General features: G+C 42.8%; 16 protein-coding genes. 5 read left to right on the top strand and 11 right to left on the bottom strand.

What is annotated here, in order from left to right; genetic code table 11:
* Positions 1–4: 4 nt before the first annotated feature.
* The 6 genes from SNE26_RS27430 to SNE26_RS27405 all read right to left on the bottom strand — a co-directional run bounded on the left by SNE26_RS27430 (position 5) and on the right by SNE26_RS27405 (position 6,245).
* A complete protein-coding gene (locus SNE26_RS27430) occupies positions 5–1,315 on the bottom strand; it encodes a peptidoglycan DD-metalloendopeptidase family protein (RefSeq protein WP_321557021.1) in 1,311 nt (436 codons plus the stop codon).
* Between the two features lie 16 nt (positions 1,316–1,331).
* Complete coding sequence (locus SNE26_RS27425) at positions 1,332–2,117, bottom strand: DUF4292 domain-containing protein (protein WP_321557020.1); 786 nt, start codon at positions 2,115–2,117, stop codon at positions 1,332–1,334.
* A complete protein-coding gene (locus SNE26_RS27420) occupies positions 2,095–3,795 on the bottom strand; it encodes a tetratricopeptide repeat protein (RefSeq protein WP_321557019.1) in 1,701 nt (566 codons plus the stop codon). Before SNE26_RS27420 ends, SNE26_RS27425 begins: the two co-directional genes overlap by 23 nt.
* 186 nt (positions 3,796–3,981) lie before the next feature.
* On the bottom strand, positions 3,982–4,416 hold the full coding sequence (gene dut / locus SNE26_RS27415; protein WP_321557018.1) for a dUTP diphosphatase: 435 nt from the start codon (positions 4,414–4,416) through the stop codon (positions 3,982–3,984).
* The gene (locus SNE26_RS27410; RefSeq protein ID WP_321557017.1) at positions 4,413–5,933 is read right to left on the bottom strand and encodes a polysaccharide biosynthesis C-terminal domain-containing protein; all 1,521 of its coding nucleotides are present in this window, start codon (positions 5,931–5,933) and stop codon (positions 4,413–4,415) included. Before SNE26_RS27410 ends, dut begins: the two co-directional genes overlap by 4 nt.
* A gap of 33 nt (positions 5,934–5,966) precedes the next feature.
* Positions 5,967–6,245, bottom strand: coding sequence for an acylphosphatase (locus SNE26_RS27405; RefSeq protein ID WP_321560061.1), 279 nt, complete (start codon positions 6,243–6,245; stop codon positions 5,967–5,969).
* Positions 6,246–6,482: 237 nt separating this feature from the next.
* On the opposite strand from SNE26_RS27405, the gene SNE26_RS27400 reads away from it, so the two are divergent.
* Positions 6,483–7,004 carry a YceI family protein gene (locus tag SNE26_RS27400; protein ID WP_321557016.1) on the top strand — a complete coding sequence of 174 codons (522 nt, stop codon included), beginning with the start codon at positions 6,483–6,485 and terminating at the stop codon, positions 7,002–7,004.
* Positions 7,005–7,193: 189 nt separating this feature from the next.
* Here SNE26_RS27400 and SNE26_RS27395 read toward each other — a convergent pair whose 3' ends face one another.
* On the bottom strand, positions 7,194–8,363 hold the full coding sequence (locus SNE26_RS27395) for an amidohydrolase family protein (protein WP_321557015.1): 1,170 nt from the start codon (positions 8,361–8,363) through the stop codon (positions 7,194–7,196).
* 155 nt (positions 8,364–8,518) lie between these two features.
* Here SNE26_RS27395 and rlmN point away from each other — a divergent pair, with 155 nt between their 5' ends.
* Positions 8,519–9,586 carry a 23S rRNA (adenine(2503)-C(2))-methyltransferase RlmN gene (rlmN, locus tag SNE26_RS27390; protein WP_091219047.1) on the top strand — a complete coding sequence of 356 codons (1,068 nt, stop codon included), beginning with the start codon at positions 8,519–8,521 and terminating at the stop codon, positions 9,584–9,586.
* Positions 9,587–9,609: 23 nt separating this feature from the next.
* The gene (locus SNE26_RS27385) at positions 9,610–10,308 is read left to right on the top strand and encodes a phosphoribosyltransferase family protein (protein WP_321557014.1); all 699 of its coding nucleotides are present in this window, start codon (positions 9,610–9,612) and stop codon (positions 10,306–10,308) included.
* A gap of 127 nt (positions 10,309–10,435) precedes the next feature.
* Here SNE26_RS27385 and SNE26_RS27380 read toward each other — a convergent pair whose 3' ends face one another.
* The 4 genes from SNE26_RS27380 to SNE26_RS27365 all read right to left on the bottom strand — a co-directional run bounded on the left by SNE26_RS27380 (position 10,436) and on the right by SNE26_RS27365 (position 19,287).
* Positions 10,436–13,564, bottom strand: coding sequence for a PAS domain S-box protein (locus SNE26_RS27380; RefSeq protein WP_321557013.1), 3,129 nt, complete (start codon positions 13,562–13,564; stop codon positions 10,436–10,438).
* 2 nt (positions 13,565–13,566) lie between these two features.
* Positions 13,567–14,853 (bottom strand): serine hydroxymethyltransferase, encoded by a 1,287-nt coding sequence (glyA, locus tag SNE26_RS27375; protein ID WP_321557012.1) that lies wholly within the window; start codon positions 14,851–14,853, stop codon positions 13,567–13,569.
* A 683-nt stretch (positions 14,854–15,536) separates the two neighbouring features.
* Entirely contained in the window at positions 15,537–18,335 is a 2,799-nt protein-coding gene (locus SNE26_RS27370) for an MBG domain-containing protein (RefSeq protein WP_321557011.1), read from the bottom strand.
* Between the two features lie 190 nt (positions 18,336–18,525).
* Entirely contained in the window at positions 18,526–19,287 is a 762-nt protein-coding gene (locus SNE26_RS27365) for a segregation/condensation protein A (RefSeq protein WP_321557010.1), read from the bottom strand.
* Positions 19,288–19,526: 239 nt separating this feature from the next.
* On the opposite strand from SNE26_RS27365, the gene dxs reads away from it, so the two are divergent.
* Together dxs and SNE26_RS27355 are read left to right on the top strand one after the other, a co-directional pair.
* Complete coding sequence (gene dxs, locus SNE26_RS27360; protein ID WP_321560060.1) at positions 19,527–21,458, top strand: 1-deoxy-D-xylulose-5-phosphate synthase; 1,932 nt, start codon at positions 19,527–19,529, stop codon at positions 21,456–21,458.
* Positions 21,459–21,508: 50 nt separating this feature from the next.
* The gene (locus tag SNE26_RS27355; RefSeq protein WP_321557009.1) at positions 21,509–22,036 is read left to right on the top strand and encodes an alpha-ketoglutarate-dependent dioxygenase AlkB; all 528 of its coding nucleotides are present in this window, start codon (positions 21,509–21,511) and stop codon (positions 22,034–22,036) included.
* The last annotated feature ends 9 nt before the right edge of the window (positions 22,037–22,045 follow it).

Genomic DNA, 22,045 nt, shown 5'->3' with positions numbered 1-22,045 from the left:
CTAATTAGTTAGGCGCCAGCCAGATCTTAGGGTTAACCGGTGTTGTTCCTTTATAAATTTCAAAGTGCGCCTCCGTTTCTCCTGTCGATGGATCGGTAGCCACTGTACCGATAGCTTGTTTGGTGCTCACTTTTTGTCCACGCGCAACAGTTACCGACCGTAAATTACTGTAAGCCGTAAAGTACTCGCCATGCAGTATAATTACTAAATAAGTACCGCTCACATCTCCCACTTTTACAACCGTACCATCAAATACCGCCCTTACAGTGCTGCCCTGGTTGGTACGGATATCAACGCCTGTACTTTCACTCCTGATACCCTCAGGTGTGGTATAGGTACCAAATCCCTGGGTAATTATTCCATTGGATACCGGCCATGGCAAACCACCACGATTACCCAAAAAGTCGTTCGACAGCTTAGCGGCTTCAGGTGTGGCATTCAATACACTTGATGTACTGCGCGCCGCAACTGGCTTAGCCGGAGCTGGAGCAACAGGTGCGGGCTTATTTTCGGCCTTTGCTTTTGCTGCGGCCAGCCTTGCAGCTTCTTCTGCCCTGCGCCTTTCTTCTTCAGCAGCTCTGCGCCTGGCCTCTTCAATCTCCTTACGGATAGCGTCGTTAATTGCTCGGGTTGTCTTAACGATCTTGGCCTGCAGGTCCTTCTGCTGCTTTTTCAGGATCCCCTCATGCTGCGACAGATCGCTTACTACTTTCACCTGGTTATTCCGCTCGTTACCCAGTGTTTCTTTTTCTTTTTGCTGATCTTTTAAAAGGTCATTTTTTTCATCCTTGGTACGGTCAAGCTCATTAATTTTAACGTGCAGCTCTTTTTGCGTGCCCTGTATATAGTTTGCCTGCCGCTCGCGGTAGGTGCCGAACTGCTGTAAATACTTTAAACGCTTATAGGCCTGGTTAAAGTCTTTTGATGCAAAAAGGAACATCATTTTATTATAGGCGCTCTGGTTGCGGTATGCAAACAGGATCATGGCGGCATACTCCTTTTTAAGCTGGTCTAACTGCGACTGCAAGCTGCGCACGTTATTATTACTCTCGGAGATTTGGTTATCCAGGTTTCTTACCTCCGAGTTGATATTTTCAATTTTTTCCTGCCGCAGGTTTATTTGTGCTTTAAGGATACTTAATTGCTTTAATGAAGTTTTTTTATTGTTCAGGGTTTCCTGATAGTCCTGGTTAAGCTGCTCAAGCTCCTTATTTAATTTATCGCGCCTGCGTTTCAGCTCATCACTGCTTTGGGCATGTACCGTAAACACCGTAAATACCAATAATAAAAAGAAAACTGCTTTTAAAAACTTCATCAAATAAACATATTAATTATTTGCCAGGCTCGTATCCGTCAGGAATGCTGAAGGGATAGTTTTGCTGTACTTCAAAATCGGCCTTAGTATAATGCAAATTAACTTGTATTTTTTTATCTTTTACTACTGATGCGATATCTATTTGCGCAGGCAGTACCCGGTTTGTTGCCTGGATAAAGGTATTATTGGTAACCTGTAATGATTGCGCCTGGCTTTGGTTATCTAAATTGGTTTGCGTAACCTTGTTATCCGGACCAAGTATCAGCTTGTATACCAGGTCGTTCAGGGTGCCGCTTAAGGTTGTATTACCATCGGCATGGTCAAAGGCCGACTGTTCGTTCAGCAGTTCGGGCACCGCATTGCCAATCAGCAATGATTCCAGCGTTTTATAATTAACCTCTTTGCTGGCGTAAGTATATATATAGCTGAACGGCTTTTTAATATAAACGCTTTGCAAACGGTTAATGATCATAATACTATCGGGTGTTATTACTGCGCGGGCTGCTTCAATACCTAAAACCGCAGTGATAGAAACCCAGATCCGTTTATCTTTTGCAATCCTGATATTCAGGGTAACATCATTGCTGTTATTATTGATACTGAGCTTAGTTTTTGCCTTGCCTGCAAACGTTGTAAAATTTACCTGGCTTGCCCTTATGGCAGCCAGCTTACTGCCGATGTCATTCGGCCTTGCGGTCGAATCTGCTTTACGGGTAACCAAAACCTGTTTACGTGCCTTACAGCTTACCATTACCAGCAGGCAGCAAGCTATAAGTAAACTATTCGCTATATTTCTTTTCATTTATCTTACGATCTAAAACAGGTGACTGCTCACCAAAGCCTTTCGCCTTTTTCCAGTTAGTTACGGCAGCATCAGTATTCCCAAGGAAAAACAATATATCGCCATAATGTTCGTACTTAACCCCACTATTTTCTTTATCATGCGTCAGTGCCTTCTCCATCCATTCTTTTGCCTGCGCATACTTTTTTTGTTTAAACAGGATCCAGGCATAAGTATCTTCAAACGATGCTGTGTTAGGCTGCAACTCGTTAGAATGTGCCGACATTGTTGCCGCCTTTTCCAACTGCTCATTCCTTAACGATAAATAATAAGCATAATTGTTTAAAGTAAATGCATTATCCGGATTGTAGGTTAAAGCCTTCTCATAGCTTTCGTCAGAGCTTTTAATATTCTTTAATTCATGATAACAATCGCCCAATAATGAAAAACTTAACGAAAGTAGTTCCTTATCCTGAAGTTCTAATGAAGTAGCGTTTTTAAGATAACCAACCGCCTTATTGTTATCCTTTTTTTGCGCCCAGGCAACACCAACAAGATAATTCATCCAGGCCTGGTTCGGGAACAATGACAATGCGTTTTCACCATCTTTAATAGCGGCATCAAGGTCATTGTCGCCTAAATCCAGGCGCACCAACTGTTCCTGAACATTGTATACCTGGTTATTAAGCTGTGCCGATTTTTTTAGTACCGGTTTTGCCTCTTTGTATTTGGCATTCTGGATCAGCATATCGCCATAAATAGCATAAGCTTTAGCATCATTGGGATGGGCAACAGTTAAAATACGGCTCAATTCAAGTGCGCTGGCTTTGGCATTGGCCTCAGGGAACTTAGGGAAGTATCCCGATATAATATTAATTTTCTGATCGATGCCTATATCCGGAATGGCAAATCCTTGGGTAAGCTCATTAAAACTGGCTTCGTTGTTCTTTTTATCGCGATAGATATCAGCCAGCGCGAAGTGCGCCATGCCATTGCGCGGATCAAGCTTTTCGGCCTGCTGCAATACTTTAAGCGCCTTATCGGCAAACCCGTTCGAATTATAAACTTCGCCAAGGGCCAGGTAATAACGGATCTCCCCGGGATTAGCGGCTATCTGCTTTTCCAGTTCGGAAGTTGCCAGTTCAATTTTGCCCTGCTTTAGATAGATTTTTTGACGATTAGCTAAAACATCATCGCTCGGGCCGTTCAATTTTTCAATCTCGTCATACACCTTCAGGGCATCATCATACCTTTTCAGGATGGTAAAAGCATTGGCCTTGTCAAAATAATACGCTGATTTGTCCGGGTTAAGCCTGATCAGCTGGTTAAAAACATTTTCAAGCTTATCAATGGTGTTGGTTTTTTCATAGCTATCGGCCAATGCCGCCCAATACCATTCGTTATCCTTATTTATTGCTACAGCCTGCTCTAAAAGGGGCTGGGACGCTGCAAAATCATTTTGCTGCCTTTTAAGGTTGGCCAGTTCATATAAGGAAGCATCATTTGCAGGGTCGGCCTGTAAAACGCGCTCAAACATTTCGGTAGCAAGCTTATAGTTCTCAACCGTTTTTTCGCGCAGGGCCGAAAAGAAAAGCTGCTTAACCATAGCGCTGTCCTGGTAGCTCATTACTTTACCTGCCGATGCAAGTGTTTTATTATCGCCGCCCTTTTTACGCTGAGCCTGAGATTGTAGAGGCAAGACGGCAAGAAGCAAGATTTCAAGAGCCAGGAATAAAGAAGCAGGAAACAGAGCAGAAAAAAAATAAATTTTCCGTGAGCCGTTTAACCCAATATTGTTTCTATCTAACTTCATTCTTCTTGTGTCTTGACTCTAACAGTCTTGATTCTATCACTTTCTTGTCTCTTGACTCTAAAAGTCTTGATTCTAAACTCTACCTGTGTGCCCGTAACCGCCTTCGCCCCTTTGGGTTTCGTTCAGTACTTCTACCTGCTCCCAATTAACACGCTCGTGTTTGGCAACTACCATCTGCGCTATCCTGTCGCCGGTGTTGATCTCAAAATCATCCGACGAGAAATTGATCAGCAATACTTTGATCTCTCCGCGATAATCGGCGTCAATAGTACCCGGCGAGTTAACGATGCCAATACCATGCTTAAATGCCAGGCCGCTTCGCGGGCGGATCTGCGCTTCAAAGCCTTCGGGCAATTCGATATACAAACCTGTTGGAATGAGTTTACGTTCCATTGGTTTAAGCACTACAGCAGTTTCCACATCAGCACGCAGGTCCATACCTGCCGCATGCGCGGTTTCATAAGCCGGCAAAGTATTTTTTGATTTGTTAATTACACGGATGATCATCGTTTAAATATAGCTTTTAACTCCTTGCGTTCAAAGTAATACGCCCCGGCCGCAAATAAAAGTAAAAGCCCGTTACCAACAAAAATATTACGTTTAAATACCGTGAACGACAAGAAAACAAACAATACCGAGACAATTATATACGCGAGGTTCTTTTTTAAGTTGTACGGAATAGGATAGTTTTTTTGCCCCCACAGATACGACAGTACCATCATGGTAGCATAGGCCGCAAACGAAATCCACGCCGAAGCCATATAGCTGTATTTAGGGATAAGCAGCCAGTTTAAAATAATGGTTAATACCGCCCCTATACCAGAAATATATAAGCCATACCTGGTTTGGTCAGACAATTTATACCACACCGAAAGGTTCATATAAATACCAAGGCTCAGGTAACCGAACAGCAAGGGCGGTACAACGCCAAGGCCCTGCCAAAACGGATTGTAAACTATTTGATGTTTCACCTCATGAGTTTCCTTCCCTACTATAAAAGTGGCCAGGATATCAACATTTGCAATAAGCGCAACGCATATAATGGCCACCATAATTACAAAGTATGTCATGATGCGGGCATAGGTTTCGCCCGAGTTTTTGTTTTTTGCATGGCTGAAGAAAAAGGGTTCGGCGCCTAACCTGAAAGCCTGCACAAAAAGGCTCAGGAATAATGCTATTTTGGCGCAGGTGCCATAAACACCCACATGCCTGTCGGCAATACTTTGGGGCAGCATCTGTTTCAGCATCACTTTATCTAATGACTCATTGATGATGAATGATATGTTGGCGATCAATACAGGCCAGCTGTATGCAAACATTTCGCTTAACATGGTGCTGTCAAACTTCAATTTCAGCTGTAATACTTCGGGCAATAGCAATAGTATGGTAAGCCCGCTCGCTATGGCGTTAGCTAAAAATACATACCCTACCCAATTGGGCCTGTACCAACCGGCCATCCAGATGCCGCCGGGTAAATGATGACTTATTATATACGGAACGCCAAACAGAAAAAACAAGTTGAGCGTCATTACAAGACCGATATTTGAGCATTTAATAATGGCGTATTTTATCGGGCGGCCTTCTGCCCTGATGCGGGCAAAGGGGATCACGCAAAAAGCATCCAGCACTAAAATCACAAGGAAGCATTTTACGTAAAAAGTATAGTCGGCATGATCTTTAGCGACACCGGCCTGCATGTAATTGACAATAGGATTTAAAAACAGCACACAAAAAACCAGAAATATTATTGATACCATTATAACAACGCCAAACGCGTTATTATAAACCTGCTGTTTGTTGTCTGAACGTTTTTGCAGATACCTGAAATAAGTAGTTTCCATACCAAAAGCCAAAATGGCATTAATGATAGAAGCACTTCCATATACAGTTGTAAAAACACCATTGGCATTAACCGGTAAAGTACGGGTATAAATCGGCGTTAAAACAAAGTAGATCATTCGGGAAATGATAGTACTTAAACCATATATAGCAGTTTGCCCGGCGAATTTTTTTATAGTAGACAATGGAGATATTCGATTTAATGGGTCTGTATTTAATTACAGACGTCTTTTAACAACCTCAAAATTACGATAGTTTTTCAATTCGCCTTCATGGCTTTCAATGAAAGTTACCTCTGCATCTTCAGGGCCTTCGTTACACCAGTCAATGAACATATCAAGAAATGTGTCATCAGCTTCGGCTTCAATATACACATCGCCATTGGGTTCATTCAATACAAAACCGCGTACGCCAAGCTGATCGGCAACTGCTTTGGTTGATTTACGAAAAAAAACGCCCTGCACTTTGCCTTTAACTGTAATATTAAGATGTTTTATCATCAGTTTTATTGGATATTAAATAGAAGCTGTAAAGCGGAATGCCCAAAGCCTAAAGCTGATAGCCTGATTATTAATATTGTTTAATTGAATTATATGAAAACAATTAACGACCTCCACATAAACACCGCAAAGTTAACTTTTTTCCGGCTAAGCAACCTGTTTTACTTAACAAGCGTAATTACTAAAAAACGCATCACAGTTTAATTGATTGATATAACACTAAAAATCTATTTTATGAAAAAAATTATTTTTTCTGCCCTGATCATTGCTCTTACCACCTTTTCGGCATTCGCTATTTTTGGCAACTGGAAAGTTAAGGGCGATGAAGCCCAGGTAACTTTTGAAGGCCACAGGGTAAGCGGTTCATTCAGCGGTTTAAAAGCCGATATAACATTTGATAAAGACCATCCCGAACAAGCTAAAATTTCGGCAACTATTGATGTTACAACCGCGGCAACCGGTTTTTTTATTAAAACCAGCCACGTAAAATCGGCCCTTGGCGCTGATGATTATCCAACCATCAGGTTCGAATCAACCTCGGTATCAAAAAGCGGTAATGGCTATGTAGCCAGCGGCAAGCTAACCATGAAAGGTAAAACTAACCCCGAATCGATCCATTTTACGTTTGATGAAAAAGGGAGCGAAGGAACTTTTAAAGGAGATTTTAAAGTACAGCCTCCAAAATATGGTATTGACAGGAGCGGTACGCCGCCCGAAGTCACTATCCATTTGACAGTGCCGGTGAGTAAAGGATAATATAATAATCTCACACCCGTTCGTCATGTTGAACTTGTTTCAACACCCCATAGGATAGAGGTATAAGATTTGATTAGCGGGCGGCTTAGCAATTGAGGTGTTGAAACAAGTTCAACATGACGGTATTTTTTACGTCGGTAACTATTCAACTAAAAAAGAAAAACCGGCAGCGCTGTCGGTTTTTCTTTTTTATATCAGTTTCTTTACTTTGGTTTCGGGAGTAATCTTAAATCCATCGAGGCCGCTGATCAGGTTCAGGCCCGGGGTTTTGCCTGCCTCAAGCGTGCCTTTTTCATCGTCGATACCCAGGTACTGGGCACCGTTACGGGTGCCCCATTCCACCAGGCGGGGTAAGCTTATGGAAGGGAACTTTTGCTGAATAGCGCGCATCTCGCTCAGTAAGCATAATTTGCTGTTTGATGCAAGGCTATCGGTACCAAGGGTAATATTAAAACCCTGGTCAACAAAAAGATCAATTTTAGGTAAACGCCCTTCAATATAAAGGTTTGCGTTAGGGCAAAAGCACCAGTTTATCTTCCTGTCAAACCGTTTGATGAAGTAAATATCTTTTAAATTGGTACAAGTATTATGTACCAGCAAAACCTTTTGCTTGTTAGAGAGCAGCGGGATAATAGATTGTACCGAGTTACGGGCCTGTGGCTTAAAATAGGATATATCCATACCAAAATGCTCGTACAACTCTAAAAAAGCACCAAGTTTATACCGGTAAAATTTATTCTCATCCTCGCACTCCTGGTTATGGATACTGAGCAGGTTCTCATCGTCGGTATCGCTGTGCTTTTTAATCAGCTTAAATAATTCTTTTGATACCGAATATGGCGCATGCGGGGTTACAGAACATGAGCCGGGTTTAAATTCGTTGAGCAGGGCCAGCGCTTTTTCAAAAACTTCGGTAGCCTTTTCGGGCAAAAAACCAAAAGTTTCAACAAAGGTATGATAGTATAGCTTGCTTTGCCTTTTCATCGCAACACTGTTATTAGTATTGGAGATATCGCCAACGGCTACAATGCCGTTATCATACATTTCCTGATCGGCTTTGGCAATTGCATCAAGAACCTCCTGCTGATCGGTATTGCGTAAGGATTGTACGTCTTTTATAAAATTTACCAGGCCGCCTTTCGGCTTTACTTTATCTTTTAAGTGAGAAAGTTCGGTATGACAGTGGGTATTAATAAATCCGGGACAAATAACACCGCTTACCTGCTGTATTTGCCCGCCAGGGGACTTATTACTATCGGTAACAGCTATGATCTTACCCTGATCATCAACAGTCACTATTCCATTTTTAATCGGATCGGCATAAACAGGAAAAACGTAATCGGCTCTAAAACTTTTCATTAAAATTTAAACTTGGTATCGTAACACATAACGTTTTTCAAAACAATCTGTCCTGCAAAATAAGTACAATTAACTTTTAGTTATTGTTTTTTATTAGCCAAAAAGAATGACTTTAAAAAAAGATAGATTTTTTTAAATTTAAGTACTTTTGCACTGTGAACAATACAAAAGATAAAATTGACATCCGCAGCCTGAGCCTGAATGCTTTACAGGAGCATTTTATCCGTATGGATGAAAAAGGCTTCAGGGCAAAACAGGTGTATGAATGGCTTTGGAAAAAATCTTGCTTTTCTTTCAACGAGATGAGCAATATTTCAAAAGAACTCCGTGCTAAACTGGATGCAAATTTTGTAATTAATAATGTAAAAATTAATTCTTCACAGGTTAGTGCTGATAAAACTATAAAAAATTCTTTTATTTTACATGATAACCACTTAATTGAGGGCGTTTTAATTCCAACTCCCGGCCGTATGACAGCCTGTGTATCATCACAGGTGGGTTGCAGCCTTACCTGTAAATTTTGTGCCACCGGTTATATGGAGCGCAAAAGGAACCTAAACCCCGACGAAATTTACGACCAGGTGGTTTTAATTGATCAGCAGGCGCGCGAAAACTACAATCAGCCTTTATCAAATATTGTTTATATGGGCATGGGCGAGCCATTGCTTAACTATGCCAACATGATGAAGTCGATAGAGCGCATCACCTCCGAGGACGGGCTTAATATGGCTGCCAAACGCATTACCGTATCAACAGCCGGCATCGCCAAAATGATCAAAAAACTGGGCGATGACCAGGTGAAATTTAATCTTGCTCTTTCCCTGCATGCGGCAAACGATGAAAAGCGCAATACCATTATGCCCATCAACGAGCAAAACTCGTTAAAAGCATTGGCCGAAGCGCTGAAATACTATTACGCTAAAACCAAAAACCCGGTAACTTATGAGTATATTATTTTTGACGGTGTAAACGATGGCATCCAGGACGCTATAGAACTGGCCAAATTTTGCAAACATCTGCCCTGCAAGGTTAACATCATTGAATATAACCCGATTGCCTTTGCCAGCTATATCAACGCCGGCGAAGATAAAGTTGAAGCATTTGCCGATTATCTCACTAAACAGGGCATTAATACACACCTTCGCCGGAGCCGCGGCAAGGACATCGACGCTGCTTGCGGACAGCTTGCCATCAAAGAAAAAGATAAACTGGCCGAAGTTTAAAAAATCCGTATTAAATTGAGGGCATGAAATTATTGCGTGCCTACCTTGCCGATTTTGCCGCCCTGCTGTTCCCGGAACTTTGCCCGGCCTGCCAGGCCATCTTAGTAACAGGTGAGCATATTATTTGCAGCGATTGCCGTTTTAATTTACCTTTTACCAATTTCCACCAGCAGCCTGCCAACATTGTAGCACAGCAATTTTGGGGCAAGGTTAATGTCGAAGCAGCCTACGCGCTTTATTATTTCCATAAAGGAGGAAAGATCCAAAACCTTATGCACCATTTTAAATACAAAGGTATGCACCAGATTGGCAATTTGCTGGGCAATATAGCGGGGGCACAGCTGGTTGCAAATGACATTTTTAATACGGTAGATGTAATTATTCCCGTTCCGTTGCATAAACGCCGCCTGCGCGAACGCGGCTATAACCAAAGTGCCTGCTTTGCTTATGGTGTTGCCGAAAAATTAAAAGCGGTTGTTGATGAGCAGAGCCTTATACGTACGGTGGCTACCAAAACGCAAACCCAGCGGTCGCGCTTTGCCCGGTTTGAGAATATGCAGAATGTATTCGCCGTTAAAGATCCGGCTGCACTTGAAGGTAAACACGTTTTATTAGTTGACGATATAGTAACCACCGGCTCAACCCTTGAAGCCTGCGGCGCGGAGTTGTTGAAAGTTCCTGGGTTGAAGTTGAGCATAGCTGCGATAGCTTATGCGGTGTAGAAGGCCCCCTCTAAATCTCCCCCGGAAGGGGAGACTTTTTCTTTTCACCTGAATCTTTCTTTTCAAAGCCCTCCCTTCCGGGGAGGGTTGGGTGGGACTGTTTCCCTCCAGCGGGTTAGGGTTAGGGTTACTGCTGCTGGTACCTGCTTAATTTATCGTACAGAACCCTCGGGTCGAAGGGTTTAAGAATGTAATCATTCATTCCGGCATCGTTAATCTCACCCATTTGATTGCTGAGCATAGAGGCCGTAAGGGCAATGATTGGTAATTGCTGGAAATAAGTTTCTGTTTTAGCGCGGATAATGCCTGTGGCTTCCAAACCACCCATTTCGGGCATGTGGATATCCATCAGCACCACGTTGTAGCTGCGGTTGGCTTCAACCTTTTCAATAGCTTCAATCCCGTTTTCGGCAAAATCGGCATTGGCGCCCCATTTCTTTAATATTTTATTAATGAGCAGGCGGTTTATCTGGTTATCATCAACTACTAAAACATTTATTTTAAGTCCTTCTTCCACGTTATTACTATTTCTGTTTAACTGGTAATCTCCTTTTTTAAAACCTATGGTAAACCAAAATGTTGATCCCTGCCCCGGTACGCTGTCAACATTTATACGCGAGTCATGCAGTTCAATTAACCGCTTGCTGATTGCAAGGCCAAGGCCGGTACCACCAAACTTGCGTGTAGTATCAAGTTCGGCCTGCTTAAACTGCTCAAATATAGTACCCAGTTTATTTGCGGCAATGCCTATGCCGGTGTCAATTACGGCAAACCTGATGCGCACATCCTGTTCTGTTTCCTGTATCACTCTCAGATCGATGGTAACACCACCTTTTTCGGTAAATTTAATGGCATTACCAGCCAGGTTTAATAATATCTGGATCAGCCGGGTGCGATCGCCCAGAATTACTTTGGGGATAGCCTCATCAATGCTTTTGCTAATATATATATTTTTTTCGGCGGCTTTATATTGCATGGAGCTTGTTATACTTTGAACAAGCTCGGTTAAATTAACCCGCTCCTTTTCCAGCTCAACATTGCCGGTTTCAATCTTGGCAAAATCAAGCACATCGTTGATCAGGGTCATCAGGTTTTCGGCCGAGAATTTCAGGATATTAAGGTTCTCCTTTTGCCCATCGAGCGGATTATCCTCCAGTAACAAATGTGACATACCAATTACGGCATTCAGCGGTGTGCGGATTTCATGGCTCATTACCGATATAAACATATCCTTAGCGCGGCTCAACTGCACGGCTTCCTCACGGGCATTGATCAGTTCAATTTCGGCTTTTTTCTTAGCTGTTATATCAATGATAACCTCTATATATTTATCAACCTCGCCCTTACTGTTAATGATCACCGAGTTGATCACCGAGATCCACAAAGGCTGCCTGTCTTTGCGGTAAACCAGCAGGTCAACCTCGAATGACTGCTTATTGCGGGACAGCTCGCGTGCCTTTTGAATGATAGATACGTCTGTAAGCTCGCCTTTAAGCACGTCACCAAGGTGGTTGTCTTTTACATCAAGTAAACTATAGCCGGTTATTTGCTCAAAGGCTTTATTTACCCATTCAACCTTACCATCGCTGTTGTTAATTACCACGCCACTTGCGGTACTGCTGGCCACTAACGACAGCATGGTTACCTGCTCTTCTGTTTTCTTGCGTTCGGTAATGTCAACCATGACAGCTATCTGCCGTTCAACACTGCCTATTTCATTAAATAAAGGGCTATTTGACAAAAAGATCCAGATGGGAGTTTTGTCCTTTTTATAAACTTTTATTTCAACCTCATATCCCCGTTTCTCTTCTACAGCCTTTACTGCCGCCTTAAATACGTTAAGGTCGGTATCTTCGCCAACCAGCATAGTGCCAAACATTTTACCACGCATTTCATCAAGCGTATAACCTGTTATATTCTCCAGGGCTTCATTCATCCAGATCACCTCGCCCGTATTACTGCGGATCAGGATGCCGCTTGGCGATTTACGGGCCGCGAAAGACAGGATCCCCAGTTCCTGCTCTATCTTTTTACGCTGGGTTATGTCAATAATAACCCTGATGAATTTATCTGTTTGCCCGGCGCTATCGCGGATTACCGAGTTAAATACCGAGATCCATACCGGTTCGCCATCTTTCTTATCAATCAGCAAATCTACTTCGTAGGATATCTGGTTGCGGATGGCTTCATCCAGCCGTTTTACAGCTTCGGCATCCAGTGGTGCGCCTTTAAGCACATCGCGCAAACGTCGGTTCTCCACATCGGCCTGGCTGTAGCCTGTTATCTGCTCAAAAGCTTCGTTGGTCCATATTACCTCATCTGCCGCGTTGCTGATCACTACACCACTGGTAACTTTACTTGCTACCAATGATAGTAATGCCAGGTCATCAGCTACTTTTTTTTGATAGCTGATATCGCGCCCGCTGGCAAACCATTTATCACTTTTAAAAGTCACCGACCAGCTAATGCATTTAATATCGCCCGATGGTGTTATAATATTTGCTTCTATTTCAAAATGGCGTTGCTGCCTGCCTAACCCTTTTTTCAGGACCGACAGCGATTTTGCCTGTTCTTCTTCAAGGAAAAAACTCCAGATGGGCTTGCCGATAACCTCAGCAGCTAAATAACCCAAAACCGGTTTGGCAGAGCGGTTGATTTGCTCGATGTTAAAATCCCTGTCCATGATGCAATGGATATCGGGCGAGCTATCAAAAAGGTCATGAAATTCCTGGTGGCTTTTCAGGTTTCGCTCCAGTTCAAGCTTCTGTTTTCGGAGCAGCAGGTGCGACATGACCTCATCGGCCAGCGTACGCAGCGCATCACGCTGTTCGGCCGTGAGCTTACGCGGCTTGGTATCAATCACGCATAATGAGCCAAGCCTGTGGCCATCCGGATCAATCAATGGGGCGCCGGCATAAAAGCGTACGCCCATTTCATTGGCTATGGGGTTATCCTTAAACTCCTCATCGGCTTTAGAGTCGGTTATTTCAAGAAGCGTGTCGGACTGGATAGTGCGGTTGCAAAAAGCGTCGGCGCGGGGTGTTTCCCCCACGTCGACGCCGTATGTTGATTTAAACCACTGCCTTTCGGCATCAAGCAGCGATATCAGCGCTACCGGTACCTGGCATATATAGGAAGCCAAACGCGTAATTGCGTCGTATTCCTTCTCGGGCATGGTATCCAAAACATTGTATGATCTAAGCGCGGCTAAACGCTTATCTTCTATGCTTGATGGATCTTCCTGCCTTAGTGTCATTTTTATTCCGAATCCTTATCTCTGTACAACGGGAAGTCGTACATTAACTTGTGAACCCTTTTACGGATTTTCTTGATAGAATGTTCATTTTCAGGATCAGAAATTACGGCATCTATCAATTCAACAATATGTTCCATATGTTTTTCCTTCATCCCGCGGGTGGTGATAGCCGCAGTACCTACGCGGATACCTGAAGTTACAAATGGAGATTTATCATCATATGGCACCATGTTTTTATTCACGGTGATATCGGCAGTTACCAAAGCATTTTCAGCAGCTTTACCTGTAATATTTTTATTACGAAGATCGATCAGCATTAAGTGGTTATCCGTACCGCCTGATATAATCTGGTAGCCAAGTTTCACAAATGCTTCGGCCATAGCTTCGGCATTCTTTTTAACCTGTACTATATATTTCATGTAGTTTTCGCTCAAAGCTTCACCAAAAGCTACTGCTTTAGCAGCAATGATGTGCTCAAGCGGACCACCTTGCGTACCCGGGAATACAGCCATATCCAACAATGACGACATCATCCTGATTTCGCCTTTTGGAGTTTTAATGCCAAATGGGTTTTCAAAATCCTTACCCATCATAATTAAACCACCGCGCGGACCACGCAAAGTTTTGTGGGTAGTGGTAGTAACGATGTGGCAATGCGGAAGCGGATCGGTCAATAAACCGCGGGCAATTAAGCCTGCCGGATGTGAAATATCGGCCAGTACCAAAGCACCAACCTCATCAGCTACCTTACGGATAAACTCATAATCCCAATCACGCGAGTATGCCGAAGCACCGGCAATGATCAGTTTCGGTTTTTCGCGCAGTGCTACTTCTTTAAGCTGGTCATAATCAACCAAGCCGGTTTCTTTTTTAACCCCATAAAAATGAGGCTCATATAATTTACCCGAAAAGTTAACCGGCGAACCGTGTGTTAAGTGACCACCATGTGAAAGATCAAACCCTAATATTTTATCGCCCGGCTGCAGTATTGCAAGCATCACCGCCGCGTTTGCCTGTGCACCAGAATGCGGTTGTACATTAACCCACTCGGCGTTAAACAATTGCTTAGCGCGTTCAATAGCTATGGTTTCAATTTCGTCAACCACCTGGCAGCCGCCATAATAGCGCTTGCCCGGTAAACCTTCGGCATATTTGTTAGTTGCAACAGAACCTGCAGCTTCCATAACCTGCCTGCTTACAAAATTCTCAGATGCTATAAGCTCAATGCCCTCTTCCTGGCGTTGCTGCTCTTCATCCAATAGCTTAAATATCAGTTTGTCTCTTTTCATTGTGTGTTTTTAACGGCGCTAAGTTAGCGAAAAAGATAGATTTGAGATGTGAGATATTAGATTTGAGATGTAAGCAATGGTAGATTTTACTTAATTAAAAGTAAACACAATATTATTTGCCGCTCAGGCGCTTATGGCAAATAAATTATCAGAAAGCTTTATCCAAACACAATGATCGTAAACCACTTACGAATTGTGGGTGAGATTATTCAGAAAACGGGATTTTATTTTAGCCATCACTTCTTTGTGAGGAGTACCTTCGCCCTGATCGAGCTGATTTTTTGCTTTATCAATAGCTTGTTGAACCGGCATTGGGAGGTCTGACCAAAAATCATTTTCGGACAGACCCAATAATGACTTTATTTCATTGCAGCGCAATAAAACCTCTTTAACCAGAATAAGTAAAGGTCACAAATGGTGATAACGGCAAATCAATACGATAAGCATAATTATTCAACCATTTTTCGCATAATGACGTAGGCCAATGGGCAGGTTATTAAAAAAACAGGCAATGATCACCAATTTTAAAGTAGGACTCAGCATAGGTTAAAGCATTGACAAAAAAATGCGATACAATAACCGATATCCGCTGCCAATAAATTAAGTAATAAATAATGTTATTATTTAAAGCCGAGTGTTAAATGTTCAAATCAGTCAAAATACAACGACACCTTATAAATATATTATCTTAAAACAGTCAGGTAACCAGCAAACTTATTTGCTGTTCCATCATTAGGGTTAATAACGTAATAATAGCTACCTGTCGGCACTGGTTTTCCTTTGTAAGTACCATCCCAGGGATGACTGTAGCCTCTTGAAAAATATATTTGCAACCCATAACGGTTAAAAATATCTACTGTACAATTTGAGTAGTATTGCAAATCGTTAATAATCCACTGATCGTTAACCCCATCACCATTAGGGGTAAAGGTGTTATATATTTTAATGTCTTTCGACGATAAAAAAACTGTCAGTTCACCGGGAATATAACTGATAATATAATCATCTGATTGGGCACCACTAACTATTATTGGGTATTTACCAGGGTTTGAACTGGTTTCGGCGGTTGTACTAATTACAGGTTGTTGTATTATTTGCGCAGGCCCGTCATTATTAACAAAACCTGTATAGGTTACTGTTAAAGTTGGATTAGATTTGAGGAACGCCTTCGATAAATCGTCAGCTTTAATGGTTAGGGGCGCTTTATTGATCGTTATTGCACCAGGAACATACTGTATTATGTAATTATCCGGGTTAAAAGTGCCTCCGGTAGCCCCCGACGGGGTTATTGATAAATCATAAACACCGGTATGCGCAGCAGCGTTACCTCCTTCACCGTAGTTAAGCGTGACACTGTTAATAGTTTCTCCGTTTTTAAGCCCTATCTCATCAAAATTAGCAGAACTACCATTAACTAATTTTTCCCCATAAATTTTAAGAACCGGTATTGCTTTAACAACGAGCGGAGCGGGTGTGACGTTGCCAATAACCGGTATTACAAGATCCTGTGCGCCCGCAGAACTCGCGTTCAAATTACTGGTATGATTACCAGCCGTGGCATCTGAAGTTAACCTGATATAAACCATTGAAGAAGCTGAACCGCCTACCGGCGACAGCGTAACAGAGTTATTAAAAATATTATTATCGTTGCTTACCTGGAAACCTGACGGCGCTGTTACGATAATATTACCCGTAAGATTAGAGCCTGAAATATCGATACCCTGCGCCATTGAAGCTGTACCATATACCGTTTGAAGTGTTACCTGCTGCCCCGCATAAGATATAGACGGTGCCGGCGGACCAACAGTTAAATCGGCGGGTAAATATGTTATTGTGTAATTATCCGGCGAGAACGTGCCGCCACCCGCATTATAAGGTATAACCGAACCCGAGTAAAAGCCCTGCGCTGCTGTTGCCTGTGCACCATCGCTATATTTTATAGCGATGGTGCCTACCGTTTCATTATTTTTTAACCCCAAAACTGTAAAATTGCTTGTCGACGGGATATTGGCAAGTGTGGTGCCATAAGGCTTGGTTACATTGATAACGGTTATAGTAAGCGGGGCCGGAATAACCGTACCTACCACATGTGCGGTTAAACTTGTTCCGGCTGTAGTAAATATTACGTTACTATCATAGGTTTGTTTAACCTGTGCGGTAGGCATTAACCTGATATAAATGGTGGCCCCCGGTATAGCTCCGGAAGCATTTGGTGATAATTGAACCGTTTTGCCGAAGTTTCTGTCATCAAGGCTAATAATAAATCCATCCGGTGCGTTTACAATAACATTATCAGTAAGATACTCGCCCGAGACACGTATTTTGGCAGACGACGACCCGACACCATCGCCATAAACGATTTGCATAGTGTATAATTGCCCAAGGTCGTGCAATATTGGGCCTGTCGGCAGTACTTTTAAATCGGCAGACTGATAAGTAATATCATAATTGCCGGGCAAAAATGTTCCGCCTCCGGCACCGATTGGAATGACGGAAAGTGGATAAGTGCCTACCGCGGCCGAAGCTTCAGCACCAGCACCATAATGCATGGTTACATTGCCTATGTTTTCAAAATTCTTTAATCCGACAGAACTGAACCCATCCGATTTTGGCCCATCGCTGAGCGTTGTACCATAGGCTTTAGTTACTTCGGTAGCCGTAATAGTGAGCGGAGCCGGAACGATATTCATTTGATTTGTTCCATTATAATGGATATCATAATTGCTGGCTAAAAATCCATTTTCGCCCTGAAAGTCGGACAACGAAACCTTATCCGAGTAATCGCCGACCGGATCGGTAGCAGCCCGGCCTCCACTAAAAGTAAATTTGATGGATTTGGCGGTGTTGCCATTTTGTAAACCGGGCATATTGGTAATAAACCCCGGATCACCCTTGGAGAATAAAACAGTTACCGGAAATTCATCGCCATATACTTTAACAACCTTTCCCCATACATTTAATTGGGTCGGCACAACCGTACCCCGCGATATATTTACAACCTGGTCTTGCGCCCCTGCTGTAGCCAATGTAAAATTACCATTGTATTGGCCTACATTAACTTTTCCCGATAGTCTGATATATACGGTAGCAGATACCGAACCGGCGGCTCCCACGGCAATGCTATTTGTAAAATTAATGTTATCAACACTTACCTCAAACCCATTAGCTGCAGTAACAGTAATGCCGCCCTGCAAATTACTACCGGTTACAGTAATGCTGGTTGAAGCGGATGGAATGCCATATGATGTGCTAACCGTAAAGAAATTACCAGAATACTGCACTTGAGGAGCCGCAGCATTTGTGCGGATTGCGGAAAGTACATCTGGAACCCGTTTATTGCTGCTGACATTAATTTTTGAAGCGACATTAACTGTAGTTTTTTGAGTTTGGTTAACGGTACTACAATTCTGGCAGGCGCCAAAAATCTGAATAGAGGTAGAAGCGGGTTTTATTTGTGCGTATAGTACTTGAATTTGTGACAAAAAAAAGCTTAAAACACCAATTATAAATATTTTGAAGTGCATGGTTCAGGTGCAATAGTTTAAAGTTTTAAAGATAATTCTTTTTTGCAAAAACGAGTTTGCAACTTACTATATCTTTATTGACTGAAAACCCACAACCAAAGGTTTAAAACTTTTAATGTATCCTCGAAAAACGCTGGGCTTTCGGCCTTTAGCTTTCTGCCGTAATATCTGCCTTCGGCGAGATCCAAAAGTTATTATACCCCAATCCTATCTGGATATCTATCAGGTCCTGCTGCAGCATTTCAAGCACGGCCAAAAAGTTATATACAAAATGAACCTTGTTTTCAGATTCTTTGGCGATGGCTTTAAAATCGAGCATTTTATTGATCCTGAGCAGATCGGCAACCGCTTTTTTTTGTTTTTCGATGGTGTAAGGATATTGTACTACTGTATGCTTTACTTCCTCGCTGCGCCTGCTGAAATTGCGGACCATTCGCTCATAAACAACCATGAGGCGATAAAGGGTTAGCTCAGATAATTCTTCGCCGGGGACAGCCACTTTTTCAACCTGCTCAAGGTCATGTTTGATATTACCCCGCTTTTCCTGTTTAAAACGCTCTTCCTCCATCGGCCTTATCTCTTCACACACCTCCTTGAATTTTTTGTATTCAATAAGTTTCCTGATCAGGTTTTCTTTGGTATCAGGATCATCGCCTGCTTCCTCGGTGCCATAGCGCGGCAACAGCATTTTGGCCTTAATACGCATAAGTGTTGCCGCCACGAAAATAAATTCGCTGGCAATTTCCATATTGAGGCTCGACATCTGGTGCAGGTAGTTCAAAAAATCATCGGCAATTTTTGCTATCGGGATATCGTGGATATCCAGCTCATCGCGTTCAATGAAAAACAGCAGCAGGTCAAACGGGCCTTCAAACTGGGGTAACCTAATGGCAAAACTATCGTCGGTCATAAAATCCGGTCAAAAATAAACATTTCGGCCGGATTCAACACAGCAAGAATTAAGCTGCAAAACACAGGCTTTCAGAATTAAAAACAAACAATTCGATGTTTTTATGTGCCATTATAATATGCCTTAGCTTGTCATTTTGTTTGGCATATCTTGTTTGTTAAGTAATTTAATATCTTTATATACCCTTACTTTAACAATAATTACCTTATTTTGCAGGTTAAATATCCTTACGAATGTCAATGCAGGTACCGGCCGGGAATTTATTACAAAAAATAAATTATCCATCTGATTTAAAGCTACTTAATGAAAACGAGCTTGAACAGGTATGCAAGGAATTACGCCAGTATATTATTGACGTAGTATCAGTTAACGGCGGCCATTTTGCCGCCAGCCTGGGTGTGGTTGAACTCACCGTAGCCCTACAATATGTGCTTAATACACCTTACGACCAGTTGGTTTGGGACGTTGGCCACCAGGCTTACGGACATAAAATACTTACCGGCCGCCGTGACGAGTTTCATACCAACCGCATCCACGGCGGTATCAGCGGCTTCCCAAAACGTTCAGAAAGTGAATATGATACTTTTGGCGTAGGCCACTCATCAACCTCGATATCAGCCGCGCTGGGCATGGCGGTTGCTTCCCATTATAAAGGAGAAACAGACAGGCAGCACGTAGCCGTTATTGGCGATGGGGCCATGACCGCGGGTATGGCTTTTGAAGCCCTGAACCATGCCGGTATCGAAAACTCCAACTTATTGGTAATCCTCAATGACAATAACATGTCTATTGATCCCAACGTTGGTGCATTGAAAGAATATTTAACCGATATCACCACCTCAAAACCGTATAACCGTTTCAGGGATGATATTGCACATGTACTTGCCAAACTGTCGTCAATTGGCCCGGATGCATTTAAAATAGCCCAAAAGCTTGAAAAAAGCATTAAAGGAACCCTGCTTAAACGCAGCAACTTTTTTGAAGCGCTTAAGTTCAGGTACTTTGGCCCTATTGACGGGCATGATGTAAACCACCTGGTAAAAGTATTGAAGGACCTGCGTGATATCCCAGGCCCTAAATTACTGCATTGCATCACGGTAAAAGGTAAAGGATATGCTTTAGCCGAAAAAGACCAGACCAAGTGGCATGCCCCGGGTTTGTTTGATAAAATTACCGGCGAGATAAAAAAAGCCAAATACGATAAGCCACAACCTCCTAAATATCAGGATGTGTTTGGGCATAGCATAATTGAACTGGCCGAGCAAAACCCTAAGATCATGGGGATTACGCCGGCTATGCCATCAGGCTGTTCATTAAACCTGATGATGAAAGCCATGCCAAACCGCGCGTTTGACGTGGGTATTGCCGAACAGCATGCGGTAACTTTCTCCGCAGGCTTAGCCACTCAGGGACTTGTTCCGTTCTGTAACATTTACTCCAGCTTTATGCAGCGGGCTTATGACCAGGTGGTCCATGATGTTGCCATACAAAAGCTCAACGTAGTATTTTGCCTTGATCGTGCCGGTTTTGCCGGAGCCGACGGAGCTACACATCATGGGGCTTATGACCTGGCCTTTATGCGTTGTATCCCCAATATGGTGGTATCGGCACCAATGAATGAGGAAGAGCTGCGCAACCTGATGTATACTGCCCAGCAGCAAAACATGGGGCCGTTTGTAATCAGGTACCCACGCGGTAACGGTGTTATGGTTGACTGGCAGCGCCCGTTCAAAGCTATCCCCGTAGGCAAAGGCCGTAAGGTTTGCGATGGCGACGATGTGGCTATCCTGTCTATTGGCGCTATCGGCAACGAAGTTGTTAAAGCTACTGCCGACCTTAATGCCGAAGGTTATAATCCGGCACATTACGATTTGCGTTTTGTAAAGCCGCTTGATGAGGCTTTACTGCATGACGTATTCCAAAAGTTTAATAAAGTAATTACCGTTGAGGACGGCTGCATAGAAGGCGGCATGGGCAGCGCGGTACTTGAATTTATGATTGATAACGGCTACACAAATATCCAGGTAAAACGCTTAGGTATTCCTGACAAGTTCATTGAACATGGCGACCAACCCGAGCTTTGGGCCGAATGTGGTTTCGATGCCAATGCCATAGCACAACAGGTACGCAACATGGCCGAAAAGCGGAATGTAAATACGATAGCATCATAAACGTTCATTCACAGTACAAACAAATTTACCATTAAATCATTTTTCGATAGATGAACGGGATACTTTATGTTGAAAATTTCATTAAAGAGCCTATCGAATTATTCGATTTTCTAACTGTAAACACCTACTGGGATGAACGAATGGCTGCGCGTAAAACGGCCAGTTATGGAGAGGCTTATAACTATTCGCAAATAAGTTATCCTTACAAACCGTTGCTGCCCCAATTAGAGGTTATAATCAGTAAATTAGCTCCTATCATTAATTTCACGGCAAATAACTGTCTTATCAATTATTATTTAGATGGCAGGGCTAAAATGGGTTTCCACTCCGACCAAACAGATATTTTGTATCCTGACACCGGAGTCGCAATTGTTTCTGTCGGCGAGCCCCGTACATTAAGGTTCCGGAATATCGAAAATAAGGATGAATTTGTGAATTATAAGCTTACTCCAGGTAGCCTGATATATATGACACAAGAAGTTCAAACGCAATGGCAACACACCATACCTCCATCGGATACTGAGAACGGGAGAATAAGCCTAACATTTCGAAAAATTAGGAATAACCTGGGCCAGTAGTTAAGCAAG

This window comes from Mucilaginibacter sp. cycad4 (genome assembly GCF_034263275.1).
Taxonomy (GTDB): domain Bacteria; phylum Bacteroidota; class Bacteroidia; order Sphingobacteriales; family Sphingobacteriaceae; genus Mucilaginibacter.
Note: the sequence above shows the minus strand (reverse complement) of the source record. Positions and strands in the feature narration are given on the sequence as shown.